This window comes from Pseudoalteromonas sp. B131b, assembly GCF_037162545.1.
Classification (GTDB): domain Bacteria; phylum Pseudomonadota; class Gammaproteobacteria; order Enterobacterales; family Alteromonadaceae; genus Pseudoalteromonas; species Pseudoalteromonas fuliginea.
Map to the genome: position 1 here is coordinate 906,643 of NZ_JARLUZ010000001.1, position 22,562 is coordinate 929,204.

Annotated in this window: 11 protein-coding genes, 2 tRNA genes, 3 rRNA genes and 1 pseudogene; 5 read left to right on the forward strand and 12 right to left on the reverse strand. The window is 41.9% G+C overall.

Annotated features, from left to right (window positions below):
• Positions 1 to 222: 222 nt before the first annotated feature.
• Complete coding sequence (locus tag P4S65_RS04225; protein ID WP_096794019.1) at positions 223 to 687, reverse strand: hypothetical protein; 465 nt, start codon at positions 685 to 687, stop codon at positions 223 to 225.
• A gap of 352 nt (positions 688 to 1,039) precedes the next feature.
• Between P4S65_RS04225 and P4S65_RS04230 the strand changes: the two genes are divergently transcribed.
• Positions 1,040 to 2,677 carry a hypothetical protein gene (locus P4S65_RS04230; RefSeq protein WP_337119637.1) on the forward strand — a complete coding sequence of 546 codons (1,638 nt, stop codon included), beginning with the start codon at positions 1,040 to 1,042 and terminating at the stop codon, positions 2,675 to 2,677.
• A 72-nt stretch (positions 2,678 to 2,749) separates the two neighbouring features.
• Positions 2,750 to 4,735 carry a hypothetical protein gene (locus P4S65_RS04235; protein ID WP_337119638.1) on the forward strand — a complete coding sequence of 662 codons (1,986 nt, stop codon included), beginning with the start codon at positions 2,750 to 2,752 and terminating at the stop codon, positions 4,733 to 4,735.
• Between the two features lie 63 nt (positions 4,736 to 4,798).
• Here the strand turns inward: P4S65_RS04235 and P4S65_RS04240 are convergent, their stop codons facing one another.
• From P4S65_RS04240 to P4S65_RS04250, 3 genes and pseudogenes are all read right to left on the reverse strand, one after another.
• Positions 4,799 to 7,195, reverse strand: coding sequence for an ABC transporter permease (locus P4S65_RS04240; RefSeq protein WP_033030516.1), 2,397 nt, complete (start codon positions 7,193 to 7,195; stop codon positions 4,799 to 4,801).
• A 1-nt stretch (position 7,196) separates the two neighbouring features.
• Positions 7,197 to 7,898 (reverse strand): ABC transporter ATP-binding protein, encoded by a 702-nt coding sequence (locus P4S65_RS04245; protein ID WP_007377361.1) that lies wholly within the window; start codon positions 7,896 to 7,898, stop codon positions 7,197 to 7,199.
• A gap of 11 nt (positions 7,899 to 7,909) precedes the next feature.
• Positions 7,910 to 9,162: pseudogene (locus P4S65_RS04250) on the reverse strand (efflux RND transporter periplasmic adaptor subunit).
• A 225-nt stretch (positions 9,163 to 9,387) separates the two neighbouring features.
• Here P4S65_RS04250 and P4S65_RS04255 point away from each other — a divergent pair.
• Both P4S65_RS04255 and P4S65_RS04260 read left to right on the forward strand, forming a co-directional pair.
• The gene (locus P4S65_RS04255) at positions 9,388 to 10,797 is read left to right on the forward strand and encodes a sigma-54-dependent transcriptional regulator (protein WP_337119639.1); all 1,410 of its coding nucleotides are present in this window, start codon (positions 9,388 to 9,390) and stop codon (positions 10,795 to 10,797) included.
• Positions 10,798 to 10,799: 2 nt separating this feature from the next.
• Positions 10,800 to 12,119: a sensor histidine kinase gene (locus P4S65_RS04260; protein ID WP_337119640.1), complete on the forward strand. Its 1,320-nt coding sequence runs from the start codon at positions 10,800 to 10,802 to the stop codon at positions 12,117 to 12,119.
• A gap of 193 nt (positions 12,120 to 12,312) precedes the next feature.
• Here the strand turns inward: P4S65_RS04260 and P4S65_RS04265 are convergent, their stop codons facing one another.
• The 3 genes from P4S65_RS04265 to P4S65_RS04275 all read right to left on the reverse strand — a co-directional run bounded on the left by P4S65_RS04265 (position 12,313) and on the right by P4S65_RS04275 (position 15,152).
• A complete protein-coding gene (locus P4S65_RS04265; RefSeq protein ID WP_337119641.1) occupies positions 12,313 to 12,759 on the reverse strand; it encodes an REP-associated tyrosine transposase in 447 nt (148 codons plus the stop codon).
• A gap of 456 nt (positions 12,760 to 13,215) precedes the next feature.
• On the reverse strand, positions 13,216 to 14,787 hold the full coding sequence (locus P4S65_RS04270) for a tetratricopeptide repeat protein (protein WP_337119642.1): 1,572 nt from the start codon (positions 14,785 to 14,787) through the stop codon (positions 13,216 to 13,218).
• Positions 14,763 to 15,152 carry a hypothetical protein gene (locus tag P4S65_RS04275; protein ID WP_337119643.1) on the reverse strand — a complete coding sequence of 130 codons (390 nt, stop codon included), beginning with the start codon at positions 15,150 to 15,152 and terminating at the stop codon, positions 14,763 to 14,765. Before P4S65_RS04275 ends, P4S65_RS04270 begins: the two co-directional genes overlap by 25 nt.
• A gap of 214 nt (positions 15,153 to 15,366) precedes the next feature.
• Between P4S65_RS04275 and P4S65_RS04280 the strand changes: the two genes are divergently transcribed.
• Positions 15,367 to 16,632 (forward strand): LysM peptidoglycan-binding domain-containing protein, encoded by a 1,266-nt coding sequence (locus P4S65_RS04280; RefSeq protein ID WP_337119644.1) that lies wholly within the window; start codon positions 15,367 to 15,369, stop codon positions 16,630 to 16,632.
• Positions 16,633 to 17,123: 491 nt separating this feature from the next.
• On the opposite strand, the gene rrf is transcribed toward P4S65_RS04280, so the two are convergent.
• From rrf to P4S65_RS04305, 5 genes are all read right to left on the reverse strand, one after another.
• Positions 17,124 to 17,238: ribosomal RNA gene (gene rrf / locus P4S65_RS04285) — 5S ribosomal RNA — on the reverse strand.
• Between the two features lie 211 nt (positions 17,239 to 17,449).
• Positions 17,450 to 20,340, reverse strand: a 23S ribosomal RNA gene (locus tag P4S65_RS04290).
• Positions 20,341 to 20,644: 304 nt separating this feature from the next.
• A tRNA-Ala gene (locus P4S65_RS04295) sits at positions 20,645 to 20,720 on the reverse strand.
• A gap of 50 nt (positions 20,721 to 20,770) precedes the next feature.
• Positions 20,771 to 20,847: transfer RNA gene (locus P4S65_RS04300), tRNA-Ile, on the reverse strand.
• Between the two features lie 76 nt (positions 20,848 to 20,923).
• Positions 20,924 to 22,458: ribosomal RNA gene (locus tag P4S65_RS04305) — 16S ribosomal RNA — on the reverse strand.
• Together the 16S, 23S and 5S rRNA genes with 2 tRNA genes alongside form the textbook arrangement of a ribosomal RNA operon.
• Positions 22,459 to 22,562 lie beyond the last annotated feature (104 nt).

Consider the following 22,562-nt stretch of genomic DNA (forward strand, 5'->3'; position numbering starts at 1 on the left):
ATCATGGTGATATTTAAATTTATTTTCTCTAGCCAGAGATTTTAAGTGAAAACAAGGCGAATTTACGCGTCAATAGCTGGCCTATTGCAAGTAAATTCAACGCGGTTAGTGCTGAAAATAGCTGCTAGAGATAGATTTATTATCCAGAGTTCAGGTTACTTAACCTGAATCAGAATTAAAAAGCACAAGGTATCACTTATATCACCTCGTGCTACGGTTTAGCTATTTTGCTGTATCACAGACATAACACGCTAATGTAACGCCCATGTTGGCTTTAAATTTTTGATGATGTTCGTCCCCTTTAAATTCATAAGGGCCTTCAAAGCGAGTAAATATTTGCATATCTGGGTTTAATGTATTGTCAAAACGCATCATATTTGAGTGTAACGACTCACACATATTGTTTCCCATATCGTAAGCTAAACGCCAATCATCAAACTGACCACAATCTAACATCGGGCTTTCTCGACCTGATGCAGAAAGCCTTTTTTCCGTACACCCACTACTTGTATCACTTTTTAAAAATGAAAACGTTCCTGTCGATATTTTCATTGAAGCGAGGAACGTTGTTTGCTTTTTAGGGCAGTTTTGCGCATTAGCTTGCAGTTCTTCTTGCAGCATTTTTGCACTATGAGCATGTGCAAAGGTTGTTAGTAACAGACTTGATATTAAAATTGTATATTTCATTATATTTACCTCCATTTATTTACTTGATCCTGTTGTTGAGACTGTATTTACATATCTATTAAATACAAAATCAACTCAAAAAGTGTGCATCAAAGAGAGGTAAATCACACTTAAAATCATGGGGCAATTGGGTAAAAACGGGTAAATTTATTTTTAAGCTTTTGTATTTAAAGATATATATATTTATTCAATTCAAAAAACAATATCCAACATGTTTACATCCCCTTGCTTTTCTCACTTTTACCCAACTCGCCCCCTGCTGACCCTGCTAATTCCTTTCGTGATGAAAATAAACAAGCAATATAAAAGGGCACATTATTTGTGCTTATTTATTATTTATGGAGGAATAAAAATGAAACGTACATTAATGACACCACTTGCTTTAGGTTCTCTTGTATATATGGCAATCATAAGTACCACTGCATTTGCAGGTACTGTTGAAAATACCAACCACCGTACTACCGCTTTAGAAAATGATTATGGTGCAATGGCACCTGCTCAAGTTAGTAAACAAACTTGGCAGACTATTTCAGCGTGGTCTACTGACTCGCTTTCTTTGCTTGATTTTATGGCTGAAAACGATGAAGAAGCGGTACTCAATCATTATATTGAAAAACTAACAGCAACTTATCAGGCCGAAGAAATCTTAAGCCAAATAAAAGAGATAGACGTAAATGCGCTTGATTTATGGTCTACGGTGCTTGCTGATCACTCACCAGAGGACAGCTATTACCTTGCACGCTACCTTATACAATATAAGCCGGCTCTTTTTAAGCAATGGTTAACAATGCAAAAAATGGTTTCGTTAGCTGAGTTTGTCGAAATAAACAATCCACGATTATTTGAAGCGTGGTTTGAAAATTACGCAGCTCCTAAGAAAAAAGGGCTCTCTGTTTTAAGCTATAACAAGGAAATGGATCCAACTACTTATAATGAAATTAAAGAGTTATTAAATAAAGATGCAAAGGGTGGTCCAAAGTCAGCCTGTGCCTGCCAAATGGTAGTGCCAAATACAGGCTCTGGTACTGTGGTAACAAATTACCCTTCAACCCCATCAGCCTCAACTGATACGTCTAGCGACAATAAAGGAATGTCTAAACACGGACTTAACTTTACCAGTACTGCTTACGGCGCATTTCATTCAGGAGATGGTGAGCGTTGGTCAAAACACAAAGCCTATGGCTACGACAACACAATAAGTCATAACTCTACTGAGTTTTCGGTAAAAATGCTGTGTGCCGATAAAGCGGGTTTTGATTGTAATCAAAGTAATTCATGTTCAGGAAACTTAGAAGTTAGAGGCACTTATGCCTCGCGTTTCCATGTAAAAGGGACTGCAAGACAAATTTGGTCAAAAGCCACTAATGCACACTCTGCCGATGGCGCAAAGTTTGCCGTTGATTTACCTGGTTCTGCCCCTGAGATTGTATTGTTTAATAAAGCCGGTGGTGCAGCAATGAGCTTTAACACTGGATGGGATATTAACTCGGTGCTGGGCACTATAAAAGCAGCTTTAGGTATTACTGCTGCAATAGTGAATGACAATGCGGGTAGCTTACTCGATGCACAACTTGCCAGTGATTTAATTACTAATATTGCAGGCATAATTACCCGTTCAGGTAACGAAGCGAGCGTAAATTCGACAATGCGAGCTCGATTTGATTCATCTGACGTAAGTCCATTTTTGTTGCAACCTAACGAAGTTTACCACTTCACGCTGGACTCAGAAGCCCATGTTAAAGCACGAGGTTATGGCGGTTATTCTGATAGTCATTTTGAGTTTGGTAGCTCTGGCGCTGTAATGTATGCCGCTAATCACTTTACTTGTGGCCCAAATGTTACCGCACCTATGCCTACCGGTTTATGGTTTTATGCCAGCCAGTCAGGTCCTGATAACACCGCATCTCTTCGTAGTGATGTAGAAGGCTGGCTATCTATTCAGCTAAATCAAGGTGTTAATGCTATTCAGCAGCAAGGGGTTGTATATTAAGCACTGCGATCGAACTTATAAAGGGTAGGTGTTTCCTACCCTCTTTTGTATGTTTAAAGCAAAGGAATCATCATGAAAAAACTACTTACATTTTTTATCACTGCACTTACAATAACAGCAAGTATGCATTGTGCAGCAATAGCAAAACAATTCGATACAAGTACTCTACCAGTACTATTTTATGCAAACCAAGAAAGCTATTTAGCTCAAACACCTTGGTTTAATTTTACATACCTGCAACGTAAAATACAGCTACAAACTTGTAAGGAAGAAGCGTGTATTCAACGTTTACAATTTTTAGAACTCCAAGAAGGAGAGCAAAGCCATAAACAAAATAATGGCTCAGCTTTTTTAGGTAAAGCAGATAAAGTACACACATCAAATACCTATTCCAAACTCAGATTAGGCCAGAGTAATCACAATGCATTGCATGTTAGCGGTAACCAACGGCGCATTCTTTTTTCTTTTGAGATCACTGAAAGAGGCACTCCACTTCAGTTTAAATTTGAAGACGAACAAGATTCTCTAATCTCACAGAAACAACATGCCCTTGTTCGCTCGTCTAAGTTATGCATATCAAAGTGTGAAACAACATGGCAGGCATACAGTGTAGATAAGGAGGGTCAATACACTCCAATAACTTTCCACCAGCAGGCGCAAGATCAGTGGGTTGTTAAAGAATTAGATAACACTATTAGAATTGAATTAACCGCTTTATTTGGTCAATATTCGGCGCCTTTACATCAGTATCACAATGAAGAAACATCATTTTCTAGCTACCAAGTAAATAGTAATGCCATCATAAATACACTGAGTCATGATCAACAAAATCAATATAATTTTGAACATACTAAAGTAATTGGTTTGAGTGAAAATACATGGCTTTTGCAACAAGATAGTACTCTACAGCTGACTGATAATAATGCAAAAATTATAAAGTCTCGCGAGCTATCAACTTGGAACGTAAACAAATTTATAAGCAGCTATATATCAAAAAATCAGATTTATTTATTAGCACAAGTGAGTGATAAGTACCTAACCCCACCTTCAAAGCAAACCGTGATAGCCCAGTACCCTAAGAAAAAGCAAAATAGAATGCGCCCCGTAGTGCTCTATGAGTTCGATTTAGCGCTTAACTTAATATCTAGCACCACACTCTATTTACCAGAAAGTGAACTACCGTATGCACAAATAACACTTCAATCGTGGGGAGTATTAGTAGGTACAGGTGAAGCCGCAGCTGCATCGGTTAATCACACTTATCAAAGCAACCAATCATCTGCAAATATGGCAAACTGCCCGATGATAAATGACGGCTATGGTTATGGCTTATTATGTTGGAAAGCATTGAACAACCCAACTACAAATTATACACCTAGTGCAGCTAGTAGCATGATCCCAGTAACGGTTGTCGACAATACAACGCCAAACCTACTTAACCAACTGGAGGCAAACCAACATGGAACAATATTCGATAACAGCGGCACTCCTGTTGATCCTGGCGGCTCATGGACACATGAAAATAACGTTGCAATAAACAAAGAGGACTTAGGCCTATCAATTGCGATGTATAATGAACGTTGGAATTCTCCTGTTGCGGCAAATATTATTTTCCCCGCAGGTACCCCCTCTCGCCCTGTTATGTTTAGAGCTATAGAATATTCTGCAGCAAATACCAGCAACCTCCCACACAATGTGTGCAATCAGTTTGCTGCCAGTTCTGGCTACCCTGAATACCAAGCCGCTGATGCATGTATGACGCAAGCAAACTTTGGCCTATTTAGTTTAGAAAGTCTGAAATTTGATCGCTGGCAGGGCGGTATCTACCACCCTGACCAAAGCGTAAGTGGCAATGATAATAGCTGGTTTCCGTGGTTTACTAATTTTGTTGGCGACCCTCCAGTCGAAGACGTTTTCACAGCTGAAGCAGTCCATGAAATGGTGGCTCGTATGCGTATTAATGCTGCAAATATTGGAACTTTAATACAAGATTCATACATTGACGGGCATTTTTATACCCAAGCGCATGTACCTGGGTATTACATTTCGTATCAATAAAATTTACGATACAAAAAAGGGTTAGTGTGTTCACTAACCCTTTTTTAATTCACTGAGCTTTATTTACTCATAACGTAAAGTAAGCGATGGCCGTGTGCTTGCAGCCTTAAATGCAAGGCTTGCAACCGTGAGCCAAGTAATTACTGCAACACTAAGAGCTGCAATTAAATAAACCCACAGCGCTTGATCAACACGCTCATTAAAATTAGCGAGCCAATCACCCACCAGCCAATAGGTTATTGGGTATGCAATGGCTACACTCACCAATACTAAAATTAAAAACTCTTTTGCCAGTAGGTTCATAATACTAATACGTGATGCGCCAAGTACTTTGCGTACCGCCACTTCTTTTTGGCGACGAATTGTGGCAAACGAAGCTAAACCAAATGTACCTAAGCAGGTTAAGAATACCGCAAGGCCCGTAAAAATAAGTACTACAAAAGAAACACGCTCATCAGCTTTTAAAACCGCTTTATAGTTTTCAGCTAGTAGGTTTATTTTTGGCTCATAAATATTAGACACCTCAGCCAAGGCTGCGATCACTTCTTGCTTTATAGCTGGGAGCTTTTGCAGATTAACTGTTAAAATCACTTCAGATACCGGTGCTAAATAGTTAAAGCCACATAAAAACATAATGTTAGAATTTGCATCTTGTGCATTACCAATTTTTACATCTTTTACAACACCGACAACCCGCATATCCACATTACGCCCTGTGTCTTTAATTGTTTGTCCAACAATATCAGCCACATTGCTATAACCAGCCTGCTTGGCAACGGTTTCTGTAATAATTGTACCCACCGTTGTAACCCCGTTTGCTCGCGTCGCCCAGTCTGAGGAAAACTCACGGCTAAAGTCTCTACCAGCAATGAGCGTAAGGCCTAGCCCTTTTACGACATCAAAACCAGAACCTATCACAGGGGTTATTCCACCTGATGATTCTCCATTGGGCCAAGTTGGCTGTAATGTATTATTAATTGAAACGGTTAAACGGGTATCAATAATCGTTGCTTGCTCTACGCCATCAATAGCCGTCAAGCGATTAATGAGTGCGCTAGGCTGCTGCGTAAATACCGATTGCACTGGCAACTCTGAAACCACTAAGCGTTGCTGTGTTTGATAGCCCAAAGGAAGACTTTGTAAGTGAGATAATTGGTTTAATAACGTAATCGAGGCAATGATCAGGCCTATTGCCAATGAAGCTTGTAGGGTTAATAAACTTTTACGCACCCAAGTAGCTGTACTGCCTCGTTGTAAATCGCCACTTAATACTCGTTTAGCGCTAAATGATGAGATAAACAATGCAGGGTACAAACCGGCAAGTATGCCTACAGCAATCACCACGCTCATAATACCCAAACCAAAGGCTGAAAAATAAATTACGACTAGCTCACGATCGACTAACTGATTAAAGCTCGGTAATAACAGCTCTACTAATACACATGCAGTAATCATCGACAATAACGCAACCAACATAGACTCAGCTAAAAATTGCGTTACTAACTGCCCTTTACTTGCGCCAAGTGCTTTGCGCACCCCAACTTCTTTAGCACGCCTTGTGGACTGCGCCACCGTCATATTGATAAAGTTAAAGCCCGCAATTAAAATAAGCAACACACTCAAACCCGCACAAATCATCACGACTTGCTTTGCGCCACCCGCTTTCATTTCAAATGGTGATTTGGCTATTAAATGTAAGTCTAATAGTGGGTGAAATTCAATGGCAATTTGCCCCGCCATTTGCCCATTAAAGTATTGTTTAGAAAGTGTATCCGCAAGTGCGATTGGATCGGCCTGTGGCGCTAAACGCATATAAACGTAGCTACTATTCATCATAAGGTTGCTCGGGTCATGTTTTACATACACTAGGTTTTTAAATGCAAAGTGAGTATTGCTTGGTAAATCCGCAAACACCGCCCGTACAGTATATTGCCCTTGTTCGTGCTGTAGCGTATTACCAATAACATTCACAGAACCAAAAATACGCAGTGCTTCAGACTCACTCAATGCTAGGCTACCAGGTGTACTCATAGCATTTTTTAAATCGCCAGCCAATGTGTTCATATTGATAAAATTCTCAATATTTGGAGTTGCTCCATATAAATCGCTGAGCTTAAAACCCTGATCGCGATACTGTACGTCAACCATCGCCTCTCTAGTCATCGACACCATAGTCAAACCAAAGACTTCTTCCACTTGGCTATACTCGACTGCCTTCGCTCCTTGTGAATAATTGAAGATTGGGATCACAAATAAGCCCAACTTCGAGAAGTCTTGGCCTACGCGGTAAACACGTTCAGCATGTGGCTGCTGACTATCGTAAGACAGCTCATTTTGTGCGAACAACGCCACTAAAATAGCTGAAGCTAAGCCAATACTTAAACCTAATACATTTAAAATAAAATGTTGTTTTTGCTGTTTGAACGAACGCAGCGCTGTAATAAAGTAACTTACAAACATACTATGCAACCTCCACCGTTTGTTGTACGTTATTTGCTTTATCAAGCATCACTTGGCCATCAAGTAGGCGTACTAAACGATCTGCGTAATTACCCTCTTTATCAGAGTGCGTAACCATAATTACCGTGGTGCCTTCTTTATTTAATTCGCGGAGCATTGCCATTACTTCATCACCATTTTTTGAGTCTAAATTACCCGTTGGCTCATCAGCTAAAATTAGCTTAGGGTTAATCACCAAAGCTCGCGCTACTGCCACTCGCTGCTGCTGACCACCCGATAACTGTTGCGGTAAATGATCGCCTCGATGATCAATACCCACTCGCTTTAAAATGGTTTCAACACGCTCTTTACGCTCACTTTTTGAAATTTTTTGATATTGCAAAGGCAGCTCTACATTTTGATAAACTGTCAATTCATCAATTAAGTTAAAGCTCTGAAATACAAAACCAATCGAAGCTTTACGTAACTCTGCTAATTGTTTTTCGCTATAACCTGCAATGTCAGTACCTGCAAACTCAAAGCTTCCACTCGTTGGCGAATCTAACATGCCTAAAATAGATAATAAGGTTGATTTACCACAGCCAGATGGGCCCATAATTGCTAAAAAATCACCTTCTTTTACGGTTAGAGTAATATTGCTTAGTGCAGCTGTTTCAACATCTTGAGTACGAAATACACGGCTTAAATTAGTTAGTTTGATCATTGTTATTATCCTTAAAATTGTAGTTGTTGTGCTTTTTCGAAGTTGCTGTAGCTTGAGGTGATCACTTGATCTCCTGCTTTTAGTCCTTCAAGCACTTCAAAATAATGTTGATTTTTTTACCTAAACGAATATCACGGCGCAGTGCTTTATCACTACCTTGCTCAATTACGTAAACCCAATTACCACCCGAGTTTGTGAAAAATGCGCCTCGATTAAGCAATAAGGCATTGTTTTTGTTGTTGCCAAGCATCAACTCAAGGTCGATGCTTTGGCCACGCTTAATACTTTTAATGTTACTTGGTAAATCCACTTCGATTTGAAATTGAGACTGCTGTACGCGGCTATCAATTTTGCTCACTTTGGCGGTAATAGCGTCATCATCAAGTTCAATCATCACGGCCATATCGCGCTGAACTTGATTTAAATAAAACTCATCAAGACGTACCACTAATTTATACTCGTTAGGAATATCGATTTGTCCGAGGCGTGCGCCGCTGCTTTTTGATTCGCCAATTTCTACATCAAGCTCACTTAAATAACCTGATACCGGTGCTTTTACTAATAAGTTATCGAGGTTTCGACGAGCAAATTGAAGGTTTTTCTCGAGCATTTTAGCGCTATCTGAAAGCTGTGCGACTTGCACTTCACGTATTGACTTTTCTTGCTTTTGACGCTCAAGCGTTAGCTCTTTGCGAGCATGGTAATAACTTAAATCTTCCTCAAGCTCTGCTAATTTATCTTGCGCCAACACCCCACTTTTAACTAATGGTTTAGTTTGTTTTAAACGGCGTGTTAAATGCGTAATCTTTAACTCTATTTCTAATAAGTCGCGGCGTAAATTTAAGCGGCTAGTTTCCATATTCATTTGCGTATTACGTAAAAAATTTAGCTGCTCTGTTACTTGAGCCTCACGGCCCATAACATCAAGTTGCAAGTTAGTATTACTCAAGCGCACCAAGGGCTGGCCTGCTTCTACAAATTCGCCTTGCTCTACCAAACGCTCCTCAACTTGGCCACCGGCGATAGTATCAAGGTAAATACTGGTTTTTGGCACCACTTGACCGCGTAAGCTCAACGCATCTTTAAATGCACCTTGTTTAACTGTGCTAACGGTGAGGCTACTGCGCTCAACATGTTGGCTACGACCTGTATCGCTAGTTTGCGTAAAGCCATACGCAGCCGCCGCAACACCTAAGGCCATCGTTGCAAAGATGAATTTTTTAAAATACTTTTGAGTAAATGAGCGTTCTATTTTCTTATCCATGTTGCCGCCTTAATACAGGTTTAATTTAACTAATTACCTATTGCTATTACAAAGCGTATGCCAACTTTAATTATTCTTTAATTACAACAGCTTGAATAACACCTTATACAGATAGATACTTTAAATGTCCGTTTATAGAACACTTTTTATTTTAATAAGCGTCCATTTATGGACACTGTTCCTTTTTTGTTTTAGGCTAAATAAAACTCTATAAAAATAAAAACCATGAAACACACAGGCTCAATTTTAATTGTTGACGACAATCCCGATATTCTCATTGCAGCACGCTTGCTATTAAAGCAACACTATCAAAGCGTCAAAACTACTGATAATCCCTTTGATATTGCTAGCATTATTAGCAAGCAACGAGAAAGCGATCAGCCCATTGACGTGATTTTATTGGATATGAACTTTAGCCAAGATTCGATTAGCGGCAAAGAAGGGTTTTATTGGCTCAAAAAAATCATTGAGCAAGACGCTAATATTGTGGTGCTACTGATGACCGCTTACAGTGATATTCAGCTTGCGGTAGATGCCATTAAAGCAGGTGCGTCTGATTTTATTGCTAAACCTTGGCAAAATGAGCAATTACTTGGCGCAGTTGCTGCTGCGTTCTCGCACGCAAAAGACAAACAACAAGTTGGTAAACTTACTCGCCAAAAGCAGGGACTTAATCAGGCATTAAACACGCCATCATTTGAGTTTTTAGGGCAAAGCGCAGCAATGCAGCAAGTATTTAATACCATTGAAAAAGCCGCAAAAACCGACGCTAATATATTAATCACTGGCGAAAGTGGCACAGGTAAAGAGCTCACCGCTCACGCAATTCATCAAGCAAGTATGCGTAGCGAACACACCTTTTTGAGCTTAGATATGGGCGCAGTGGCGCAAAACCTATTTGAAAGTGAGTTATTCGGCCATAAAAAAGGGGCATTTACAGATGCAAAAATGGATCGAATTGGTAAATTTGAGCTGGCTCAAGGCGGCAGCTTATTTTTAGATGAGCTAGGTAACCTACCTCTTGAACATCAAGCTAAGTTACTCGCCGCATTGCAAAACCGCCAAGTAACTCCGATCGGCGGCAGTAAAACAATTGATATTGATATTCGCCTCATTTGTGCCACTAACGATAATCTTGAGCAAGCCGTCGTCGACGGTCGCTTTCGTCAAGACTTACTGTATCGTATTAATACTGTTGAAATCAGATTACCTCCCTTACGTGAGCGCAGTGACGACATTCCATTACTAGTAGATTATTACCTAAATCATTTTTCACAAAAATACAAACGCGACTTAACCATTGCAGCAGATGATATGACATCACTTTGCCAATACTCATGGCCGGGTAATGTGCGTGAGCTAGCCCACTCAATAGAGCGCGCGGTAATATTAAGTGAAGGCGAAAATCTTGATGTGAGTTCAGTAATTGGCGCTACCGCTAACAACAATAATAATGCGAATAATACAGCCGTTAATAGCAATAATTCATACGATACTTTTGATTTAGAGGCACTTGAACAACGCACAGTTCGAGCTGCCCTTACTCATCATCAAGGTAATGTAAGCCACGCTGCCAAAGCGCTTGGTTTAACGCGCGGTGCTATGTATCGTCGCCTTGAAAAGTATGGATTATAAACATGCGACCTTACTTTTCCCTCGGATTTAACCTAGTCGCATTAAGCAGCTGCAGTGCATTACTGTGCTACTTACTTATTAATAAAGGTTTCTCGGCAACATTATTGTTAATCGTCTTAGTTAGTATTGCGTTGAGCGCCCATATTTTCACACTATTTACTCGCCAACAAAAACAAGCTGAAATAGTTATTCGCGCACTCGCTAATGGCGATAGTACGTTAGGCCTTAGCCAGTATCACCCAATGCGCCAGCAGTTCGATCAAGTAAAAGCACAAATGCAAACCGCACGCTTTAATGCCGAGCAACAAGCTCAGTTTTTACAAGCATTACTAATTCATGTCGATTTGGCTGTATTGGTGTCTGATAACAGTGGCCAAGTGATTGAATCAAACCCCGCTGTAAGCAAGCTTTTAGGTAAAAACATTAAGCACTTGAGTGAATTGGGCGCTGTGGGTGATCTTCTTTTAAAAGCCGAGCGAAACGTATGTAATACCCTGCATTGGCAAACAGGTGAACAGCAAGATACATTATCAATTGCACTCAGTATCGCCGAAATTCAAGGTAAAGTTCGCCGCGTTGTCAGCATACAGTCTATTCACGACCAATTGCAGTTAAAAGAGCAGCAGGCCTATAAGCGCTTAACTAAAGTGCTAACTCACGAAATAGCGAATTCTATAACGCCACTTTCATCACTCGCTAACACGTGCACCACTTTATTACCACAAACGCTGTGCTTTGATGAGCTTGAAGATAAGCTAGACTTACAGCTCGCACTCACTACACTTGCGTCTCGCACTGAGCATTTAGGCGATTTTATAGCACGCTTTCGCCAAGTTAGTAGCTTACCTACACCTAAATTAGCGCCTTATAATTTAGCTAGTGTGCTCACACAAATAGTTGCATTACATCAGCAGCAAGCATTTAGCCAAGGTACTACTTTTGAGCTTAATATTAATACCCAACAATTAGTGATGCTCGACAACAGCCAAATAGAACAAGTACTGGTTAACTTAGTAAAAAATGCACTTGAAGTACTCGCCACAAGCCACCAACATAACGCGAAAAATCCTAATAAAGCACCAACGATTCAACTCACCCTCGCGCAAAATCACGCACAACAGCTTTACATTGAAGTCAGCGATAACGGACCTGGTATTGCTGAACATGTTATCGATATGGTATTCGTGCCCTTTTTTACTACCAAACAACAAGGCTCGGGTATTGGTTTGAGCTTGTCGCGGCAAATTATGCTCAACCACGGCGGTGATTTGGTTTATGTACAAAAACCTCAGGGGGCATGTTTTAGGTGTGTGTTTGGGTGAGTAATCAGTAGAGCGTCGTTCACAGCAACAACATAAAGTAGCAACACTCTAGCAAGCTACTTTACGCGCTAAAGCACGCCCTACGCGTAGGTCATCATTTATAGTGACAACACAAAGTAGCAAACCTACAGCAAACTTCTTTACGCGCTAAAGCACGTCCTACATGTAGGTCGTCATTTATGGCGACAAATACCTACAAATATACTGAACCCCAAAAAGGGTAATCACCAAGCTTGTTGACTATGCTACGCCTTAAAGGGTTCGCTGCAATGTACCTTGCTATTTCAATTCTATTTTCTTCTTCTCGTAAAGCATGATCATAATACGCAGGCTGCCACACGTCTTGACGAAATCCACGAACCTTATTTACTCGCCAAGATGATAACCCTTTTAAATGACCAACCACATTGCCTAACTTATCCCCTTTAAGCTGTAATAAACCATGAAAGTGATCAGGCATAAGAACCCATGTTAACCAGCGGCACTGATGACTAAATTCATTATCAGCAATACATTTGCAAAAAGTATTGGCAAGCTCATAGTCACTAAATATGTTCCGCCTATTCTGGCATGTGATAGTAATAAAATATTCGCCGGTCTGAATTGATACTCGCCCTTTTTTTAAATCACTCCAACTCATCCAAAATTCCCTCTTCTAAACAAAGTTTCATTTAAAAAGGTAGCTCAGTTATCCCAAGGATGCCTGCTGTAGGTCGTCATTTATGATGAAAATACAAAGTAGCAACCCTACAGCAAACTACTTTACGCGCTAAAGCACGTCCTACGTGTAGGTCGTCATTTATGGCGACAATACAAAGTAGCAACCCTGCAGCAAACTTCTTTACGCGCTAAAGCACGTCCTACGTGTAGGTCGTCATTTATGGCGTCAACACAAAGTAGCAACCCTGCAGCAAACTTCTTTACTCGCTAAAGCACGTCCTACGTGTAGGTCGTCATTTATGGCGTCAACACAAAGTAGCAACCCTACTGCAAGCTTCTTTACGCGCTAAAGCACGCCCTACATGTAGGTCGTCATTTATGGCGACAAATTAAGATATTAAAATCAAAAACTAACTTTTTAACCCTAACTCAATTCTTAACTTTTCAATATCTTTATGTTGCTCAAAAAGCTCACAATAGCTTGAACCTGTTGCAGCTTTTCACCTTCAAAATTAGTTGTTAAATAATCTTTGATTTCACTAAACCCCCACGTTAATTTCATCTCTGTTGGAATTTCTGCTAAAGCACTAAGCACCTCTTCAATCGTTTTATCATCCAATAAAAAGCGAATAAACTGCATTACAGCTAAAACCTGCTGGTCAGTTATGAACTCTTCAACTTCTGTAACACGGCAAAGCACCTGTTCCGGCGTTTCATAAAGTAAAGCAAGCTCGGCCATATTTGCTCTTGAATTAGCTATAGTTTTTTGAATTTCTTCATTCGAAGAGTCTTTGAACTGCTCAATCAAGGTTATAAAGCTGTTTAGTGCATCCTCAAGTTTGCCTTGCTCACCATAAGTAGCGCCTTGGTTACACATCGCTTTAGCCACTTGAATTTGAATCTCTTCATTCGATGAGCCTTTGAACTGCTCAATCAAAGTTGCGTAGCTGTTGAGCTCGTCATCAGGTTTGTCTTGCTGACCATAAGTAATGCCTTGGTGAGCCATCGCTTTAGCCACTTGAATTTGAATCTCTTCATTCGCTGAGCCTTTGAATTGCTCAATCAAGGTTGCGTAGCTGCTGAGCTCGTCATCAAGCTTGCCTTGCTGACCATAAGCAACTCCTTGGTTACACATCGCCATAGCCACTTGAATTTGAACCTCTTCATTAGGCGCGTCTTTGAACTTCTTAATCAAGGTTACGTAGCTGCTGAGTTCACCCTCAAGTTTGCCTTGCTGACCATAAGTAACGCCTTGGTTATACATCGCTTTAGCCACTTGAATTTGAATCTCTTCATTCGAAGAGTCTTTGAACTGCTTAATCAAGGTTGTACAGCTGTTTAGTGAATCATTATACTTGCCTTGCTGACCATATCTTATACCTTGGTTACCCATCGCTTTAGCCACTTGAATTAGAATCTCTTCATTCGATGAGTCTTTGTACTGCTCAATCAAAGTTGCGTAGCTGTTGAGCTCGTCATCAGGTTTGTCTTGCTGACCATAAGTAATGCCTTGGTTCGTCAGTGTGATAGCATAAAGTTCGGGCTCTTCTTTTTGGTCTAATAACTCCAGTACTTTTGCCCAAGCTTTTAACGCATCATCGTATTCATTATTTTCAAATGCACTTAAACCAACTTTAAACCAACTTTTAGCTGAAGCCCCTGTGGGAGGTTTGTTGTGTTTATTTAAGCCTTTATTTGCCTCTCCTTTATTTGAAGTGACAATTCTTTTACTTTCTTCTATGAGATCATGCTCAATCTTACTCAGTGCAGCTCTCGCTTCTGCTGCTAACTTTTCGGCTCGATCTTTTAACTCTAAGCTGACTTGTTCGAGTTCAACTTTGGTCTCAGAAATTAATTTACCCTTATTATCTTCTAACCATTGCAGCATATGACTATCTGAAGCTGTATTAGCAGCAAGTTTGGCTTCGTAAACAGCTCTATTTTTTGCACTAAAGCCGAGCGCGATTGCAGCAACCGTGATAATCAAACCAAAAATTGTAAATGCCACCCCCACATATTAGTGTTACTTGCAATATCACTTATCCGCCCATCAAAACCAGTAAATTGACTAGCTTGTAGTTTATCTTGCGCTTCGAGTTGAGCTTGGAATCTAGATAGTTGAATTGTTAGCGCTTGCTGCGCCGCTTCTAGGGCTTTAACATCATTACCGAGTGTTTTTTGTTGTTGTAGTTTTTCATCCAAACTAGCAAGTTGGCTGTGCATACTAAATAATTGCTGGTATATCAAATCATGGTTATTTTGCGTAGTAGGCAACGAAGGAGCTATATTTACAGGAGGTGTGACTTGTGTGGCTGCGACAATATTTACGTTCAGCAAAGTCGATAAAAATAAAAAAAGTAAGATTAAACGCATCCATCATCCCTAAAAAACAAGCCCGTTTGGCCAATACTAAATCGATAACTTATTGTAACCCTATTAATTTAACTGAGTTTAACAATACATACCACCTAAAATACTCACCTGTAAAATAGTTTAAACAGGTGATTATAGCGCTGTTTATAACATTCCCTATGTTAAGCTAACCGGCTTTTAGCTAGCTGCATTTATATTACGGAGTAGTTTTTACGTGTTTTTAAATCGATATATCGGCATTTTGCCACTGATTTTTATTTTATCTGGCTGTGAGACAACACCAGAGCAACCAGCCCCTAAAACAATTATTAAAGCTAAGCCTGTTATTAATCAACAAAGTAAAGCAATTGAACAAATCGCGCCTTTAAATCCTAAAGAGCTGGACGATGTTTGGCAACGTATTCGCGCACAGCTAAGTTTTGCTAATTCAAACCACCCCGATGTGAACAAGCGCATTGCTTGGTACTTATCTCATCCTAATTATATGGATGAAATAAGCCGCCGCGCTACACCTTATCTTTATCATATAGTGACTGAAATAGAAAAACGAGATTTACCAATAGAGCTGGCATTAATGCCACTTATTGAAAGCGATTTTGATGCAAGCGCCTATTCTCATAAACATGCGTCTGGTCTATGGCAGTTAACGCCCTCTATTGCTAAGTATTTTAAAGTAAAAATTTCACCTTGGTATGACGGTAGACAAGACGTGATCGACAGTACCCGTGCAGCATTGGATTTTATGGAGTATTTATACAAACGTTTCGATGGCGATTGGTATCATGCTATTGCGGCTTATAATTTAGGTGAAGGCCGCGTTTTAAGATCAATTAAAAACAATAAAAGGCAGGGTAAGCCAACAGATTTCTTCAGCTTAAAACTACCTAAACAAACAAGTCAATATGTCCCTAAGTTACTTGCTGCAGCCCAACTACTCAAAAGCCAAAAAATGGTATTTCCTGCGATAGCAAACAAAAATACCATTGCGGTAATACCAGTTTCGGGATCCGTTATCATAGATAACAAAGAGAAGTGGCAACAACTCGAATCATTAAATTACGGTGTAATCCGCTTTCCAGCAGTTATTGATGCGCCTCATATCGTTGTTCTTGCCGATGAGCAAATAGAGTTTAAAGCAATGCTCGCAAATCAAAAAAGTAGTGATTACAGTCAATGGCAACACTACACCATTCAATCTGGCGACAGCCTCAGTGTCATAGCTAAACGCCATGCAATAACAGTTAATCAGTTAAAGGCCTTTAACAATCTAAAAAGCAATCGTATTCGCGCAGGGAAAAAGCTGATACTCCCTATACTTGCAGATCAAGAAATCGAGCATAAAGTTAAATCAGGCGAAAGCTTATGGAAAATAGCTAAGTATTACAAAGTCAGTATTAATAAACTAAAACAATGGAATAACCTTTCAAGTGACCATTTAAAAATAGGTAAAAAACTTACTGTATTCTTATCTAATAGCTAACTACTTGGCTGATTATTAAATATATGGGCTGATGATTTTATCAGCCCATATACCCTTCAAAAAATGGTTTGATTATTTATCAATCATACCAATATCATTTATTAAGTGATTCGGTTTATCCATTTTTAAAATACATACATTCAAAACTGCAACATTTGAGCAAAACACATTTAATGCTCTACATACTTGCCCCACACAATACATAAGTTGTGACTGCAGGACCTCGAGTGAGTAATGTTCGCTATTCCCTTATATTTCAATTTTCTGCAGACGTAAAAAAGCCCGACTATTTCTAGTCGGGCTCTCTACAATTTGAAGCCTGGTAATGTCTTAGTGCCCACAGCGGTAGAAAGTCACATAACAAATGCTACACTATCATCGGTCGAAGCTTTGACTTCACTACTGAGTTCGGCATGGACTCTTGGCTATTTACTAAATCCCAGATAGCAAAAAACCCGTCACATTGCTGCAACGGGTTTCTTTAATTTGAAGCCTGGTAATGTCCTACTTTCACATAGCAAATGCTACACTATCATCGGCGCTGTTTCGTTTCACTACTGAGTTCGGCATGGGATCAGGTGGGTCCAAAACGCTATTGTCACCAAGCAAATATGGTGCAAAGAATTAATGACAAGCACGTAGTGCTACCATTTTCTTTGCGCAAGGTGCCTCAAATTTAACGCTACGCGCTAAGAGTCACCTCTTGAATTTGGAAAATATCTGATAATATTTTTTAAGTCTTTCTAAGTAATGTCTACTTTAGTCATATTAACTTCTTCGCTTGCTTCACTATCACATAAAACGCGTTTGGCGTTGTATGGTTAAGCCTCACGGGTAATTAGTACAAGTTAGCTTAATGGCTCACACCACTTCCACATCTTGCCTATCAACGTTGTAGTCTTCAACGGCCCTTCAGAGACTTTAAAAGTCTAGTGAGAACTCATCTCGAGGCCTGCTTCGCGCTTAGATGCTTTCAGCGCTTATCAGTTCCGAACGTAGCTACCGGGCAATGCCATTGGCATGACAACCCGAACACCAGCGGTTCGTTCACTCCGGTCCTCTCGTACTAGGAGCAACCCCTCTCAATTCTCAAACGCCCACGGCAGATAGGGACCGAACTGTCTCACGACGTTCTAAACCCAGCTCGCGTACCACTTTAAATGGCGAACAGCCATACCCTTGGGACCGACTTCAGCCCCAGGATGTGATGAGCCGACATCGAGGTGCCAAACACCGCCGTCGATATGAACTCTTGGGCGGTATCAGCCTGTTATCCCCGGAGTACCTTTTATCCGTTGAGCGATGGCCCTTCCATTCAGAACCACCGGATCACTATGACCTACTTTCGTACCTGCTCGACGTGTCTGTCTCGCAGTTAAGCTGGCTTCTACCATTACACTAACCGTACGATGTCCGACCGTACTTAGCCAACCTTCGTGCTCCTCCGTTACTCTTTAGGAGGAGACCGCCCCAGTCAAACTACCCACCAGGCACTGTCCGTAACCCCGATTCAGGGGCCAACGTTAGAACATCAAAACTACAAGGGTGGTATTTCAAGGTTGACTCCACAACAACTAGCGTCGCTGCTTCAAAGTCTCCCACCTATCCTACACATGTAGGTTCAATGTTCAGTGCCAAGCTGTAGTAAAGGTTCACGGGGTCTTTCCGTCTAGCCGCGGGTACACAGCATCTTCACTGCGATTTCAATTTCACTGAGTCTCGGGTGGAGACAGCGTGGCCATGGTTACACCATTCGTGCAGGTCGGAACTTACCCGACAAGGAATTTCGCTACCTTAGGACCGTTATAGTTACGGCCGCCGTTTACCGGGGCTTCGATCAAGAGCTTCTCCCTAAGGATAACCCCATCAATTAACCTTCCGGCACCGGGCAGGTGTCACACCGTATACGTCATCTTGCGATTTTGCACAGTGCTGTGTTTTTAATAAACAGTCCCAGCCACCTGGTCACTGCGGCTCCCGTCCGCTTAGAGAGCAAGTCTCATCACAGATAGGAGCGTACCTTCTCCCGAAGTTACGGTACGATTTTGCCTAGTTCCTTCACCCGAGTTCTCTCAAGCGCCTTAGTATTCTCTACCTGACCACCTGTGTCGGTTTGGGGTACGATTCCATATAATCTGAAGCTTAGAGGCTTTTCCTGGAAGTATGGCATCAGCAACTTCATCACCGTAGTGACTCGTCTCGTGTCTCAGGTTTAGTGTTCGTCCGGATTTACCTAAACAAACGCCCTACTCACTTTCACATAGACTACCAACGCTATGCTTGCTTAGCCTGCTCCGTCCCCCCATCGCAATTATATCGAGTACAGAAATATTAATCTGTTTCCCATCGACTACGCCTTTCGGCCTCGCCTTAGGGGTCGACTTACCCTACCCTGATTAACATGGGATAGGAACCCTTGGTCTTCCGGCGTGGGAGTTTTTCACTCCCATTATCGTTACTCATGTCAGCATTCGCACTTCTGATACCTCCAGCATACCTCCCGGTACACCTTCAACGGCTTACAGAACGCTCCCCTACCACTCAGAATAAATTCTGAATCCGCAGCTTCGGTGCATAGTTTAGCCCCGTTACATCTTCCGCGCAGACCGACTCGACCAGTGAGCTATTACGCTTTCTTTAAAGGATGGCTGCTTCTAAGCCAACCTCCTGGCTGTCTGGGCCTTTCCACATCGTTTCCCACTTAACTATGACTTTGGGACCTTAGCTGGCGGTCTGGGTTGTTTCCCTCTTCACGACGGACGTTAGCACCCGCCGTGTGTCTCCCGGATATTACTTTACGGTATTCGGAGTTTGCAAAGGGTTGGTAAGTCGGGATGACCCCCTAGCCTTAACAGTGCTCTACCCCCGTAAGTATTCGTCCGAGGCTCTACCTAAATAGATTTCGGGGAGAACCAGCTATCTCCCGGTTTGATTAGCCTTTCACTCCTAGCCACAGGTCATCCCCTAACTTTTCAACGTTAGTGGGTTCGGTCCTCCAGTTGATGTTACTCAACCTTCAACCTGCCCATGGCTAGATCACCGGGTTTCGGGTCTATACCTTGCAACTAATCGCCCAGTTAAGACTCGGTTTCCCTACGGCTACCCTATTCGGTTAACCTCGCTACAAAATATAAGTCGCTGACCCATTATACAAAAGGTACGCAGTCACCCAACAAGTGGGCTCCTACTGCTTGTACGTACACGGTTTCAGGTTCTATTTCACTCCCCTCACAGGGGTTCTTTTCGCCTTTCCCTCACGGTACTGGTTCACTATCGGTCAGTTGGGAGTATTTAGCCTTAGATGATGGTCCACCTATATTCAGTCAAAGTTTCACGTGCTCCGACCTACTCGATTTCACTTAAAATGTCTTTTCATGTACGGGACTATCACCCTGTATCGTGGCGCTTTCCAGCAGCCTTCCATTAACACATAATAAGCTTAAGGGCTGTTCCGATTTCGCTCGCCGCTACTTTCGGAATCTCGGTTGATTTCTTTTCCTACGGGTACTTAGATGTTTCAGTTCTCCGCGTTCGCCTCGTTAACCTATGTATTCAGTTAACGATACCTGCAAGCAGGTGGGTTTCCCCATTCGGAAATCCTAGTCTCAAGCGCTTTTTACTAGCTTGACTAGGCTTATCGCAAGTTAATACGTCCTTCATCGCCTCCAACTGCCAAGGCATCCACCGTGTACGCTTAGTCACTTAACCATACAACCCAAACGGGTCTTTGTTGTGTGACAGTTTAACTTCGCCAGAAGTCAATATTGAATACTAAAGTAGATACCAATCAATCAACGTAAAACGTTAATTAAATGGCACTGAATGGTACTGCTACCATTCTTTTTTACTTTTGAAAACTCTTGATAAATACAATGTATCTATCAGAATTTTATTATCAGCTTTTCCAAATTTTTAAAGAGCAAGAGATACAAAAACCTCTCAAAATTAAACACACTCTATTCTCAGGCGGTTAATGGCCCGATAAAGAATATTTATTTTTAAGAAGTAAAAGTGGTGGAGCTAAGCAGGATCGAACTGCTGACCTCCTGCGTGCAAGGCAGGCGCTCTCCCAGCTGAGCTATAGCCCCACATATGCTGGTACTTACTGTTTTAACCATCTTCTTGATTAGACAAGAAGTGGTGGGTCTGAGTAGATTTGAACTACCGACCTCACCCTTATCAGGGGTGCGCTCTAACCAGCTGAGCTACAGACCCAAAACAATAAGTGTTGTTCTCTTTACAATAACAATCATCTGTGTGGACACTACGAACAAATAAGTTCTAAATCGTATAAGGAGGTGATCCAGCCCCAGGTTCCCCTAGGGCTACCTTGTTACGACTTCACCCCAGTCATGAATCACTCCGTGGTAAACGTCCTCCCGAGGGTTAGACTATCTACTTCTGGAGCAACCCACTCCCATGGTGTGACGGGCGGTGTGTACAAGGCCCGGGAACGTATTCACCGCGTCATTCTGATACGCGATTACTAGCGATTCCGACTTCATGGAGTCGAGTTGCAGACTCCAATCCGGACTACGACGCACTTTAAGTGATTCGCTTACCTTCGCAGGTTCGCAGCACTCTGTATGCGCCATTGTAGCACGTGTGTAGCCCTACACGTAAGGGCCATGATGACTTGACGTCGTCCCCACCTTCCTCCGGTTTATCACCGGCAGTCTCCTTAGAGTTCTCAGCATTACCTGCTAGCAACTAAGGATAGGGGTTGCGCTCGTTGCGGGACTTAACCCAACATCTCACAACACGAGCTGACGACAGCCATGCAGCACCTGTATCAGAGTTCCCGAAGGCACCAAACCATCTCTGGTAAGTTCTCTGTATGTCAAGTGTAGGTAAGGTTCTTCGCGTTGCATCGAATTAAACCACATGCTCCACCGCTTGTGCGGGCCCCCGTCAATTCATTTGAGTTTTAACCTTGCGGCCGTACTCCCCAGGCGGTCTACTTAATGCGTTAGCTTTGAAAAACAGAACCGAGGCTCCGAGCTTCTAGTAGACATCGTTTACGGCGTGGACTACCGGGGTATCTAATCCCGTTTGCTCCCCACGCTTTCGTACATGAGCGTCAGTGTTGACCCAGGTGGCTGCCTTCGCCATCGGTATTCCTTCAGATCTCTACGCATTTCACCGCTACACCTGAAATTCTACCACCCTCTATCACACTCTAGTTTGCCAGTTCGAAATGCAGTTCCCAGGTTGAGCCCGGGGCTTTCACATCTCGCTTAACAAACCGCCTGCGTACGCTTTACGCCCAGTAATTCCGATTAACGCTCGCACCCTCCGTATTACCGCGGCTGCTGGCACGGAGTTAGCCGGTGCTTCTTCTGTCAGTAACGTCACAGCTAACGGGTATTAACCGTTAACCTTTCCTCCTGACTGAAAGTGCTTTACAACCCGAAGGCCTTCTTCACACACGCGGCATGGCTGCATCAGGCTTGCGCCCATTGTGCAATATTCCCCACTGCTGCCTCCCGTAGGAGTCTGGGCCGTGTCTCAGTCCCAGTGTGGCTGATCATCCTCTCAAACCAGCTAGGGATCGTCGCCTTGGTGAGCCATTACCTCACCAACTAGCTAATCCCACTTGGGCCAATCTAAAGGCGAGAGCCGAAGCCCCTTTGGTCCGTAGACATTATGCGGTATTAGCAGTCGTTTCCAACTGTTGTCCCCCACCTCAAGGCATGTTCCCAAGCATTACTCACCCGTCCGCCGCTCGTCAGCAAAGTAGCAAGCTACTTTCTGTTACCGCTCGACTTGCATGTGTTAGGCCTGCCGCCAGCGTTCAATCTGAGCCATGATCAAACTCTTCAATTAAAAAGTTTTATGTCTTTCGACAGCTCAATGAATTCTGAATTTTTTAATATCTTTCGATATTGAATTGACTGTGCCGAATAATTACCTAAATAACTATTCTGTTG